The following is an 11,421-nucleotide window of genomic DNA, read 5'->3' as shown; positions in this document are numbered from 1 at the left end:
CATGCCTAATGGATTCCTATTTGGTCTTGCTTCCGGTGGGGTTTACCTCGCCATGAACTGTTGCCAGCCATGCGGTGCGCTCTTACCGCACCCTTTCACCCTTACCTTCGAATCTAATTGCTTAGATACATATTGAAGGCGGTCTTCTCTCTGCTGCACTTGCCGTCGGTTTGCACCGCCCAGGCGTTACCTGGCACCTTGCCCTATGAAGCCCGGACTTTCCTCCCCTGCTTCAATCACTAAGATCTCCACAGCAGCGATCGTCTGGCCCACTTCGAGCGGCATTCTAACAAACTTTGCAATTAATTGCTTGCGCTTTTTTGAGCAATCAGTGTTTTATATTTTTCCATAAGTGCATCATGACTTTCGACATGATTGGGATCATTTGGAATACAATCGACTGGACAAAATAGTTGGCACTGCGGTTTGTCGTAATGTCCTACACATTCGGTACATAGATCAGGGTGAATTTCATAAATCACCTCCCCCATGAAAATGGCTTCATTAGGACACACAGGTTCACACACATCGCAATTAATGCATTCATCGGTAATATATAAGGACACTCTACCAACCTTGTTGTAGCTTGCGTTTAAAGGCCTCGACCACCACTGGCGGTACAAATTTAGTCACATCACCTTGTAAACGCGCAATTTCTCGCACCAATGTCGAAGAAATAAATGAATATTGCTCCGAGGGCGTTAAAAACACTGCCTCAAAATTTGAGTCTAACTGACGATTCATATTTGCCAATTGAAACTCATATTCAAAATCAGAGACAGCACGTAGACCACGCAGTACTGCAGTTGCCTTTTGCTCACGGAAAAAATTCACCAACAAGCCATCAAAGCCTACAAATTCAACATTAGATAAATGACCTAACGACGCTTGTGCTAAAGCTACGCGCTCATCCAAAGTGAAAATGGGGTTTTTATGATGACCTATGGCAATTGCCACCACCACTTCATCAAACATTTTAGCTGCACGTGTGACAAGATCAACGTGCCCATTGGTGATAGGATCAAATGTGCCTGGATAAATCACGCGAGTTTTAGACATCCACTGTACTCTATTTATTGTGTTCGAGCGCTATTCTAACAAAAAGCATGTTTTGGGGTGAACCAAAACTTCAATTGCTGCAATTTTTTAGCCAGTAAAATTTATGAATTGTCAGCATCGCCCGCTTGGGGCACAATAGTGCTTAAGTTGGGAAGTGTCTTATTATGGCAAAAATATCAGTAGTGAAAAAAAATAATGGTGGGACGATTGCACAAAATAAACGTGCACGTCACGACTATTTTATTGAAGAAAAATTTGAAGCGGGTCTGTCTTTACAAGGTTGGGAAGTCAAATCGTTACGTGCTGGCCGTATGACCTTAAGTGAAAGCTATGTGACCTTTAAAAATGGTGAAGCTTATCTTTTTGGTGCGCAAATTCAGCCTTTGCTATCCGCGTCTACGCATGTGGTGCCTGAATCCACGCGTACGCGTAAATTGCTGCTCAGCCGTCGCGAACTGGATAAACTGTTGGGTGCAGTCAATCAAAAAGGTTATTCATGCGTACCTTTGGTGTGTTATTGGAAAGGACCCTTAGCCAAGCTTGAAATTGCTTTGGTAAAAGGTAAACAATTGCATGACAAACGTGCCACCGAAAAAGACCGTGATTGGCAACGTGATAAAGCACGCATTATGCATAAATAAGAAAAAACCTCCATATTGGAGGTTTTTTCTTTTACAGAGTTGAATGATCTTTGGGTTGAATAAATACAAAGGTCGCCATACGCCCGGTTTTGGCTGCACGGCGATAGGAAAAATAATCCTCATGTTGAGCATAGGTACATTGATCACCACCAAAGACTTGAGTGATACCGTGTTGTTTTAAAATGTAACGTGCAATTGCGTATAAATCAGCATAAAACTTATTGGCGTGTTTACTTGCCACAAATGCAGAGGCTAAAACTGGATATTTATCACAAAATGCTGCCTTAACTTCGGCTCCCACTTCAAAACACGGCTGACTAATGGCTGCACCTAACCATGCCCATGTGGCTTGAGTGTGCAAAGCAGCCACCGTATTTTCAATGATGCCATTGGCAAGACCTTTCCAACCTGCATGTAAATTTGCCACCTCAGTACCATCTTGATTGCCTAATACCACAGGTAAACAATCGGCTGTCATCATTATTAAGGCATGACCTTGACTTGAGGTGACCAAAGCATCGCCCTCTTGTGCAAGCAAAGTTGCCTGTGCATCTACACGGTGACACAGCACACTATGGGTTTGATTCAGCCACGTCATTTGATTAACGCCAAAGCCATGCAATTGATTAAGCAACGCAATGCGATGCTGTTGTACACGCAGCGGCTCATCGCCGACATGTAAGGCCAAATTAAAGCCATGTAAACTTGCGTGTTGAGTGGCGATGCTTGCCTCATGCGCAATGCGCGTTTGCCCGACATACACGCCTTTTGGCACACCAGATACAAATTGCATGATATTGATCCTGAAAAAAACAAAAATGGCTATCTTCTCAGATAGCCACCTTTTAAATTAATAGGCTTTATTTTCGCTACGTAACACTTCAACCAATGAGTTAAAGTCTTCTGGCCACGGTGCTTCAAACATCATCTCTTCGCCTGAACGTGGATGTACCAAGCCAAGTTTAGCTGCATGTAGTGCTTGACGTCTAAAACCGCGCAAGGTGGCATTGAGTAATTCTGATGCACCAGCTGGCACACGTACCCGTGGCATATACACCGGATCACCAATTAAACCAAAACCAATGTAGCTAAAATGCACACGGATTTGGTGCGTACGACCTGTTTCAAGGCGCGCTTGTACACGAGTAAAATGTTGAAAACGCTCTTTAACATTATAGTGCGTCACTGCATCTTTACCACCAGGTAATACCGTCATTTTAACGCGTTCAAACAGATGGCGTTTGATAGGCTCATCAATGGTACCACCGGCAATCATATTGCCATATACAATCACATCATAAACGCGGTACACCGACTTTTTCGCCAATTGCTTACTTAAAGAAAATTGCGCTTCTAAGTTTTTTGCCACCACCAAAAGACCAGAGGTGTCTTTGTCGATACGATGTACTAAACCTGCACGAGTCAGTTCTGCCGATTTAGGGTAGTGATGTAATAAGGCATTGACTAAGGTACCCGAGCTATTGCCTGCACCCGGATGCACCACCATACCCACAGGTTTATTCACCACTAAAATATCATCGTCTTCATAAACAATATCAAGTGGAATATCTTCAGGTAGGCTGCGAGTTTGTGCTTCAAGCTCTACATCTAGTGTCAACACTTCTGTGCCTTCACATTTGTATTTTGGTTTTACCGCTTGACCATCTACCAATAAATGACCTTCTTTCAGCCATTGTTTAAGTTTTTCGCGTGAAAAGTCATTCCATACTAAGGCTGCCACTTGGTCAATTCGTTGACCTAAATAGCGCTCATCAAGTTCAACTTGCAATGTTAAACGTGTTGCAGTTGTTTCTGAAGTATGGTTATCTGCATCCTCAGAATCTTCAATCAAATTGAAATCAGTTTCAGGGATATTAGAATCGGAAGATTGTACTTGGGTCATTTGCTCATTCAGACAAAAGTGATTTAATGGTGCAATTGTAGCTTATTGCCCGTATTAACAGAGGAATTTTTATGTCGCTGCCACGTTATAAAATGACAATGCTTGTGCTAACGCTTGGCGCTGCATCTGCAATTGTGGGTTGTAGCAGTAATCCAAAAAAACAAGTGGTCGATCAAGGGCCACAATCGAGTGAACAAGTGTACATTCAAAAAGCTCAAAAAGCACTTGAACGCGGTCAACATGTTGAAGCAGTCAAACATTTAGAAGCAATTGATACCTACTTCCCTACGGGTAATTATGCCACACAAGCTCAACTGGAGCTGATGTACGTTAAATTTCAACAAAAAGAATACGAAGGTGTCGTAACGCTAGCTGATCGTTTTATTCGTATGAATCCTGATCATCCACAAGCAGAATATGCCTATTACGTGCGTGGCGTGGCCAATATGGAACAAAACTACCACACCATGTTGCGTTATACCTCACTTAAGCAAGCGCATCGTGATGTCAGCTATTTAAAAGTGGCGTATCAAAACTTTGTTGATTTTATTCGTCGCTATCCATCTAGTACCTATGCGGTTGATGCAGCACAACGTATGCAATTTATTGGGCAAGAGCTTGCAGAAGCTGAGATGAATGCTGCACGTTTTAATTTAAAACGTAAAGCATGGGTGGCTGCACTTGAACGTGGTCAATGGGTAGTTGAGTATTATCCTAAAACCCCACAAGTGCCTGAAGCTTTAGCCACCATTGCCTATAGCTACCAAAAATTAGGCGATCAAGCCTCAGCACAGCAATATATTGATGTACTTCAACTCAATTATCCACATTTGATTAAAGCCAATGGCGAAGTCAATTTACGTGCTGCACGCTCAGAAGAAAGTTGGTTAAACCGCACCACTTTGGGTATTTTGGGTCGTGAAGCCAAAACCAATTTAGATCAAGATACCTCAACAAATGACACCGAAAAACGTAGTTTAAGCAATCGTTTAAGTTTTGGGTTATTGGATCGTCCAACACAAGACTGATCTTAAGGTTCGCATTTTTAGCAAGGGCAAGTTATCATACTTGCCCTTTTTGTTGATTCAAATGGGAAAGTCGTTTAGTTTTTAAACGCAAATCTTTTTTCTTGTTTGGTAAAATGGCACTGATACACGATGGCAATTCCTCAGCATATTATTGATCAGGTCGTCGATCGCACCGACATTGTCGATTTGATTAGTCAGCGCGTGAAACTCAAAAAAACCGGCCGCACTTATTCAGGTTGTTGTCCATTTCACCAAGAAAAAAGCCCCTCTTTTCATGTATATCGTGACAAACAGTATTTCCACTGCTTTGGCTGTCAAGCCAATGGTAATGCCATTCGATTTTTAATGGACATCGACAATCGTAATTTTGTTGAAGTGATGAAAGACTTGGCCTCCCAAGCCGGTATTGAGCTGCCTAAAGACGATATAGATAACAAAAAGCGCATTGCCTATAAACGTGATGTTAAACCTGCACCGAGTGTAAGCCAAGCGGCGCCCGTGGCAATTGACCATAGCCATTCTTCTGAAGAAGCTAGCTATTTTGACTACGCACCGCCTAGCGATGACGTAGACCATGATGCACAATTTGCCGATTTTGATGCTTTTAGCGCTGAGCCTCAAGCAGCACAAGAAGGTGACTTATACACTTTATTGGAACAGATTACCCAATTTTATCAAGCGCAATTGCCACACAGCCAAAGCGGACAAAACTATTTTAAAAAACGTGGTTTAACTCAAGACACGATTGATTATTGGCGCTTAGGTTATGCCCCTGAAGATTGGCAACATCTTGAAAAAGCTTTTCCACAGGACATTGAAGGCTTAAAACTACTTGGGTTAATTCGTACCAGTGACAAAGGGCGTGATTTTAACTTATTACGTGATCGGGTGATTTTTCCCATTCGTGACACCAAAGGTCGTGTGGTCGGTTTTGGTGGGCGTGCTTTAAATGACGAAATTAAGCCCAAATACATTAACTCCCCCGATTCAGAGGTCTTTCATAAAAATCAACTACTCTATGGTTTATATGAAGGTCGTAAGCAAAAAGCCCATGATTGGCTGATGGTCGAAGGCTACATGGATGTGATTGCGCTACAGCAATATGGCATCTATGGCGCTGTCGCCACATTAGGAACTGCCAGTAACACCGAACACTTAAATATTCTATTTAAGCAAAATCCGTGTATTACTATTGCCTTTGATGGTGATGCTGCCGGTCAAAAGGCGGCACGGCGTACCCTAGAGATTGCCCTGCCTTTATTAAATGATGGGCGTGAGCTTAAATTTTTTGTATTGCCCAATCAACACGACCCTGACTCGCTTATTCGTCGTGAAGGCTTAGAAAATTTTCAACGTTTACTTAAACAAGCACCGTTATTGTCCGATTTTATTTTTGCCCATTTAACCCAAAACCATGACATTCAAACGCCTGAAGGTAAAAGTCAGGTCATGGCAGAATTACGTCAACTGACAGATTTATTGCCCAAACATGGATCGTTTCGTTATTTGCTCAGCCAAGCTTTTAAAGAAAAATTAGGCTTTGGACGCAAATGGACACCCAAACTCAATAACGATGCCTCACTGTCGTTTAACATTCATACCCGCGATGAAGACTTTGCCATTGCCATTTTAATGCATCATCCGTTTTTATATATTCACTTTGAAACTTTGCGTGCCTTTATGCAACCGGGGCAGCTACTGTCGAATGTGCTCGATCGTCTCAATTGTGTATTTGATGATTTACCCGATGATCAAGAGTTGGCGACTTATTATGTACTAGGTGCTTGTAGTAGTTACGTGCATGAGATTGCCGATATTATGCAACGCACCAATATTGAAGCCTTAACTCAAGCACCTGAAATGGCCGACAAGTTGGCTGCTGAATATGCTTTATCGTTACAAGAAAAATATCTCAAACAAAAGCTTAAATCCCCCTTATCTTTGGTGGAATCCAGTAATTTACGTCAGCAACTGAATGAACTCACCAAAAAAATCAGCTTAAGATTGGTCTCTTAAGCTGAACCATTTAGCGTTTAGATTGGCGGGTATGTTGTATGGTGTCTTCTAAATGCTCGCGCATAAAGCCAAAATGCGCAGGATCATCGGCTTTGGCTGCATCACGCAATAAAATTGAAGTAGGATGCAAGAGCTTTTGGGTTAAACGATGCGAAAAATCTTGCATGACTGCCTCAGCATCCTCCCCTTTGGCAATACGCGCTAAAGCCGCTTGAAGCTCTTGCTGTCGCATCTGCTCACCGTGCTCACGATACTGCTGAATACTGCTACCCGCGTCTTTGACCTTTTGATGTGTGATCAATTGGGTAGCCAATTGATTAACCATTACCTCAGCTTCAAGTGCTGCCTGACGCCGTTGTGCAAGGTTATCTTCAATCACCGATTGTAGATCATCAACGCCATATAAATACGCGCCATCTAAATCTTCAACTTTAGGGTCAATATCACGTGGTACGGCTAAATCAACCAATAACATTTGTTGATAGCGACGTTTTTTTAAGGCTGCTTTGACATCTGGTGCACTAATGACTTGATGCAAACTACCGGTACAACTTGACACCACGTCGGCACGATGTAAATGTGCACTTAAATCTTGAAAATCAATAATCTCTACAGCAACATTAGGATTTAGCTCTTGTGCAAGATGTTCTGCACGACTGCGCGTACGGTTGCAAATGATGATTTTGCCCACACCCATTTCAGCCAAATGTTTCGCCACAAGGCTATTCATCTCACCTGCTGCGACAATCATCACCGTCAGGCTTTGGGCTTGAGTAAACACTTGCAACGCCAACTGTGCAACCGCATACCCCATAGACACCGCATGGCTGCCCACTGCAGTTTCTGAGCGTACACGTTTGGCTGCATAAAAAGCATATTCAAAAATACGGTTTAAGTCTTTAGACACGGTGGCATTGTCTTTAGCCAAGGACAACGCAGTTTTAACTTGACCTAAAATCTGTGGCTCACCCAGCATCAATGAATCTAAACCACTGGCCACGCGCATGAGATGCGTCATCGCCTGTGCATTTTCATAACGATACACATGATTTTGCAGCTGTTTTACATCTAAACCATTTGCATCTGCCAACCATTGAAGTACCTGCTCTGATTGCTCAGACATGGCATACACTTCAGTTCGGTTACAGGTTGACACCACCACCATATCATTTAAATTTGGGTCGTGACTTTGCGCTGCCAAGAGCTTGCTTAACTTTTCAGGGTTAAATGCAATTTGCTCACGCAGTTCTACGGAGGCGGTTTGATGGTTGACACCCAATGCAAAGAAAGACATATCAGATCATCATTTCGCTAAATTTATGCTATTGTGCAACATCGGTGTCATAAAAAGCATTACTTGGATTAAGAAAAATTGCGTCAAATAAATGGCCAAAACAGCGCTTCGACAATAAAGCAATATTCTAGCACATTGTTACTCTTAGGTAGCATGCTCTGTAGCAGCCATCTTTATGCTGCGACTTCAGCTTACAATACTCAGCGCGATCAAGCTATTGAACAAAGCATGATGGCTGAATTTGCCTTGGCTGCCCAAGATCCGGCCACTGCGTTGCATAACTATACTGTTTTAGCCATTAAAAGCAATTCGACCAGTCTTAAGCAACGCGCTTTAAATATTGCGCTTGAACAAAACGATCTCAAAGCAGCGCTTGATATTGCCACCCATTGGGTCGTACAAGAGCCTAGTGATGTACCGGCATTGTTTTATCTTGCTCATATCGCCTTGCAAGCGCATGAGTATGAGCTTGCCGCCGAAAGTCTTGATAAAATTTTAAGCCATGATCCAAGTGCTGACCTTGAAAGAATTTTGGCGGGTATTGCACCAGAGTCAGCAGATGATCAGGTCATCTTGTTAGAGGCATTAAAAAACAGCCAAGCCAAAGACAACCCATCTATTTTGGTGATTATTGCGGCGTTAAAAGCACAAAATGGCGAATTTGAGCAAGCCCTTGACACCATTAATCAAGCTTTAAAAAAACGCCCTAAAGCCACCAATTTTATCCTGATGAAAGCCAATTTACTCAGTGCCTTAGGCAATGAGCAGCAAACCCGCAATTGGTATAGTAAAGCTTCACGTCAGCATAAGTCCAATTTAGAAATACGTTTAGCAGAAGTGAAATATCTGATTAAACTCAATGATTCACAATTGGCTTTAGACAAATTAGAAAAGATCATTAAAAAGTGGCCCAAAGCCGAAGAAGCCTTATTTATTGCCGGTTTAACCAGTATAGATTTGGGTCAATACGAACGCGCCGAACGTTACTTGGTCGAACTACGCCATTCACTTGAGTACCAAAACGATGCTTATTACTACTTGGCACTCAACGCTGAGCGTAAGCAGCATTATGAAACTGCAAAGGCTTATTACCGCTTGGTAGATGGCAGTCTGTACACAGTATCACGACAAAGTTTGATTAACATTTACACCGAGCAACAGCGCCTCAATGAAGCGTTACGCTTTTTAACCCAAGAGCGGGTCAATTATCCACAATACGCCAGCTTCTTATACCAAGCTCAAGCCGAAATCTTGAAAAAAATGGGCAACAAACGTGCTGCCATTCAACTTTTAGACGAAGCCATGCAGCATTTAAGTGATGACCCCGAGCTTATCTATGCACAAGTTTTATTGCTTGATCCATTTGTACAACGTGACCGTTTAGATCAACTCCTGACCCTATTATTAGATTTAGAACCCAATCATCCGGCCTATTTAAATGCTTACGCCTATACTTTAGCCTTACAAAACCGACATTTAGATCAAGCACGCCAATATGCTGAACACGCGCTCGAGATGGAACCCGACCAAGCGTCCATTTTAGATACCTTAGGTTTTGTGGCCTATTTACAAAATGATTTTGCCACCGCAGCACAAGCCTTACAACGTGCTTATAGCTTAAGTGACAACCCAAGCATTGGAGTACGTTATGCACGTGCCGTGTATATGCAAGGCGATTTAAGCAATTTTTCCGCTATTTTAAAACAACTGCAACAAAAACATCCCAATGATGCTGCCCTTGAACCCTTAAATTCATTACTCTTACCTAAAACAATCCATTAGAGTTTTGATGATGTTCAATTTTTCCCGTTCTGCGCTGTTGAGCACAGTGCTGGCAAGCCTTGTTTTGATGGCTTGTCAACCGATGATTAAGCCACAAATACCCACTACGCCTGTGATCGAAAACAGCCAAAATTTTAGCTTACAAGGTAAATTAGGTATACGTACACCGAACCAATCAGGCAGCGCGTTTTATACATGGGTACAACGCAATGATCAATTTGAGATTGAACTCAGTGGCATTTTGGGCATTGGAAAAACCCAAATTTGGGGGCAAAAATACGGTCAAGCTAGTTTAAATAGCAGCCGTACCGGCGAAATTGTGGCACAAAGTCCAGAACAGCTGCTTAAACGCGCCACGGGTTGGGATGCACCCATCACGTATTTAATGGATTGGATTCAAGCCAAACCTGCCACCCTGAACGCTCAAATCAGCAAAGATGAACAACATAGAGTCAGCCAAATTATTGAAGGCGGTTGGAGTGTCGACTTCACTTATAATCAAAGCGCACTGCCAAATCGCTTAATTTTAAAGCAAATGCTTGAAAACGGACAAGAAAACCGTATTACTATGCTTATTCAAGATCGTTAAGAGTTGCCTTATGTTACGCGTGCCATCACCTGCCAAACTCAATTTATTTTTGCATATCACCGGCCGCCGTGCAGATGGCTACCATGAACTGCAAACTCTTTTTCAGCTGATTGACTTGTTTGATTGGCTAAGTTTTCAGCAAACAGAAAATTTAGATATTACAATTGATGGTTTAAACAGTGTCGATCTTGAGCAAAATTTAATTTTTAAAGCCACACAACTACTAAAACCTTTTGCCAAAAAATTAACCGGTTTAAAAATCAACATTGAAAAACATATTCCGATGGGCGCAGGCTTAGGTGGAGGCTCATCTAATGCGGCAACCACCCTAGTTGTGGTCAATCAATTGTGGCAGTGTGGCTTAAATATCGAGCAATTGGCTGAACTTGGGGTGCAGCTCGGTGCTGATGTGCCGATTTTTGTGCACGGCAAAAATGCATGGGCTGAAGGCATTGGTGAGCGCTTAACATGGGTAAATTTAGCTCAAAAACAGTATATTGTGCTCAAACCTGATTGTTTTATCAGCACTCAATTACTTTTTTCACAAAAAGCGTTGACAAGAAACCAAAAGAGCTCTAAATTTTGCGCCTATCAGCAAACGCCATCTGATTTTAAGAATAACTTTGAGCCATTGGCACGAAGCTTATACAAACAAGTCGATGAAGCGATGCAATACTTAGATCAGTTCGGTGTTGCAAAACTTACAGGTACAGGTGCTTGTGTTTTTGTTGAAGTGACTTTAGACATGAACGTTGATGACATTCTTGCAAATGCACCATGTAAAGCTTACTTGGTGAATAGCTTAACAGAATCGCCATTAGTGCAGTTTAAAGTAGATTAGGGGTATCGCCAAGTGGTAAGGCACCGGGTTTTGATCTCGGCATCCGTTGGTTCGAATCCAGCTACCCCTGCCATTTTCACCTGTAGATGTACTGTATTAGGGGTATCGCCAAGTGGTAAGGCACCGGGTTTTGATCTCGGCATCCGTTGGTTCGAATCCAGCTACCCCTGCCATCTTACAGTTCATCAAATTTAGGGGTATCGCCAAGTGGTAAGGCACCGGGTTTTGATCTCGGCATCCGTTGGTTCGAATCCAGCTACCCCTGCCA

The 11,421-nt window shown here is 42.5% G+C and carries 11 protein-coding genes, 3 tRNA genes and 1 other RNA gene; 9 read left to right on the top strand and 6 right to left on the bottom strand.

Annotated elements, in window-relative coordinates; translation table 11 throughout:
- The 3 genes from rnpB to coaD form a co-directional block, all read right to left on the bottom strand.
- Positions 1 to 276, bottom strand: an RNA gene (gene rnpB, locus Q0017_RS12050) — RNase P RNA component class A; the annotation flags it as partial.
- 26 nt (positions 277 to 302) lie between these two features.
- Positions 303 to 566, bottom strand: coding sequence for a YfhL family 4Fe-4S dicluster ferredoxin (locus Q0017_RS12045; protein WP_298147163.1), 264 nt, complete (start codon positions 564 to 566; stop codon positions 303 to 305).
- A gap of 1 nt (position 567) precedes the next feature.
- Entirely contained in the window at positions 568 to 1,059 is a 492-nt protein-coding gene (coaD, locus tag Q0017_RS12040; RefSeq protein WP_298147160.1) for a pantetheine-phosphate adenylyltransferase, read from the bottom strand.
- A 164-nt stretch (positions 1,060 to 1,223) separates the two neighbouring features.
- Here coaD and smpB point away from each other — a divergent pair, with 164 nt between their 5' ends.
- The gene (gene smpB / locus Q0017_RS12035) at positions 1,224 to 1,700 is read left to right on the top strand and encodes an SsrA-binding protein SmpB (RefSeq protein WP_298147157.1); all 477 of its coding nucleotides are present in this window, start codon (positions 1,224 to 1,226) and stop codon (positions 1,698 to 1,700) included.
- Positions 1,701 to 1,731: 31 nt separating this feature from the next.
- Here the strand turns inward: smpB and pgeF are convergent, their stop codons facing one another.
- Positions 1,732 to 2,493 carry a peptidoglycan editing factor PgeF gene (pgeF, locus tag Q0017_RS12030; RefSeq protein WP_298147154.1) on the bottom strand — a complete coding sequence of 254 codons (762 nt, stop codon included), beginning with the start codon at positions 2,491 to 2,493 and terminating at the stop codon, positions 1,732 to 1,734.
- A 57-nt stretch (positions 2,494 to 2,550) separates the two neighbouring features.
- Complete coding sequence (gene rluD, locus Q0017_RS12025) at positions 2,551 to 3,603, bottom strand: 23S rRNA pseudouridine(1911/1915/1917) synthase RluD (RefSeq protein ID WP_298147152.1); 1,053 nt, start codon at positions 3,601 to 3,603, stop codon at positions 2,551 to 2,553.
- A 71-nt stretch (positions 3,604 to 3,674) separates the two neighbouring features.
- Between rluD and Q0017_RS12020 the strand changes: the two genes are divergently transcribed.
- Together Q0017_RS12020 and Q0017_RS12015 are read left to right on the top strand one after the other, a co-directional pair.
- On the top strand, positions 3,675 to 4,631 hold the full coding sequence (locus Q0017_RS12020) for an outer membrane protein assembly factor BamD (RefSeq protein ID WP_298147149.1): 957 nt from the start codon (positions 3,675 to 3,677) through the stop codon (positions 4,629 to 4,631).
- 129 nt (positions 4,632 to 4,760) lie between these two features.
- On the top strand, positions 4,761 to 6,647 hold the full coding sequence (locus Q0017_RS12015) for a DNA primase (RefSeq protein WP_298147146.1): 1,887 nt from the start codon (positions 4,761 to 4,763) through the stop codon (positions 6,645 to 6,647).
- Positions 6,648 to 6,657: 10 nt separating this feature from the next.
- On the opposite strand, the gene hemA is transcribed toward Q0017_RS12015, so the two are convergent.
- Positions 6,658 to 7,941: a glutamyl-tRNA reductase gene (hemA, locus tag Q0017_RS12010; RefSeq protein ID WP_298147143.1), complete on the bottom strand. Its 1,284-nt coding sequence runs from the start codon at positions 7,939 to 7,941 to the stop codon at positions 6,658 to 6,660.
- Positions 7,942 to 8,019: 78 nt separating this feature from the next.
- Between hemA and Q0017_RS12005 the strand changes: the two genes are divergently transcribed.
- The 6 genes from Q0017_RS12005 to Q0017_RS11980 all read left to right on the top strand — a co-directional run bounded on the left by Q0017_RS12005 (position 8,020) and on the right by Q0017_RS11980 (position 11,421).
- The gene (locus tag Q0017_RS12005) at positions 8,020 to 9,723 is read left to right on the top strand and encodes a tetratricopeptide repeat protein (protein WP_298147139.1); all 1,704 of its coding nucleotides are present in this window, start codon (positions 8,020 to 8,022) and stop codon (positions 9,721 to 9,723) included.
- A gap of 67 nt (positions 9,724 to 9,790) precedes the next feature.
- Positions 9,791 to 10,312: a lipoprotein insertase outer membrane protein LolB gene (gene lolB / locus Q0017_RS12000; protein WP_298147166.1), complete on the top strand. Its 522-nt coding sequence runs from the start codon at positions 9,791 to 9,793 to the stop codon at positions 10,310 to 10,312.
- Positions 10,313 to 10,322: 10 nt separating this feature from the next.
- Entirely contained in the window at positions 10,323 to 11,153 is an 831-nt protein-coding gene (ispE, locus tag Q0017_RS11995; protein WP_298147137.1) for a 4-(cytidine 5'-diphospho)-2-C-methyl-D-erythritol kinase, read from the top strand.
- Positions 11,152 to 11,226: transfer RNA gene (locus Q0017_RS11990), tRNA-Gln, on the top strand. The genes ispE and Q0017_RS11990 overlap by 2 nt, the downstream gene beginning before the upstream one ends.
- A gap of 25 nt (positions 11,227 to 11,251) precedes the next feature.
- A tRNA-Gln gene (locus Q0017_RS11985) sits at positions 11,252 to 11,326 on the top strand.
- A gap of 20 nt (positions 11,327 to 11,346) precedes the next feature.
- Positions 11,347 to 11,421, top strand: a tRNA-Gln gene (locus tag Q0017_RS11980).

Source organism: uncultured Acinetobacter sp. (assembly GCF_947624825.1).
In the GTDB taxonomy this organism is placed as follows: domain Bacteria; phylum Pseudomonadota; class Gammaproteobacteria; order Pseudomonadales; family Moraxellaceae; genus Acinetobacter.
Note: the sequence above shows the minus strand (reverse complement) of the source record. Positions and strands in the feature narration are given on the sequence as shown.

Excerpts from the sequence above, each read along its gene's own strand:
- coaD (WP_298147160.1), bottom strand. The coding sequence starts at position 1,059 with ATGTCTAAAACTCGCGTGATTTATCCAGGCACATTTGATCCTATCACC.
- smpB (WP_298147157.1), top strand. The coding sequence starts at position 1,224 with ATGGCAAAAATATCAGTAGTGAAAAAAAATAATGGTGGGACGATTGCA.
- pgeF (WP_298147154.1), bottom strand. The coding sequence starts at position 2,493 with ATGCAATTTGTATCTGGTGTGCCAAAAGGCGTGTATGTCGGGCAAACG.
- rluD (WP_298147152.1), bottom strand. The coding sequence starts at position 3,603 with ATGACCCAAGTACAATCTTCCGATTCTAATATCCCTGAAACTGATTTC.
- Q0017_RS12020 (WP_298147149.1), top strand. The coding sequence starts at position 3,675 with ATGTCGCTGCCACGTTATAAAATGACAATGCTTGTGCTAACGCTTGGC.
- Q0017_RS12015 (WP_298147146.1), top strand. The coding sequence starts at position 4,761 with ATGGCAATTCCTCAGCATATTATTGATCAGGTCGTCGATCGCACCGAC.
- hemA (WP_298147143.1), bottom strand. The coding sequence starts at position 7,941 with ATGTCTTTCTTTGCATTGGGTGTCAACCATCAAACCGCCTCCGTAGAA.
- lolB (WP_298147166.1), top strand. The coding sequence starts at position 9,791 with ATGGCTTGTCAACCGATGATTAAGCCACAAATACCCACTACGCCTGTG.
- ispE (WP_298147137.1), top strand. The coding sequence starts at position 10,323 with ATGTTACGCGTGCCATCACCTGCCAAACTCAATTTATTTTTGCATATC.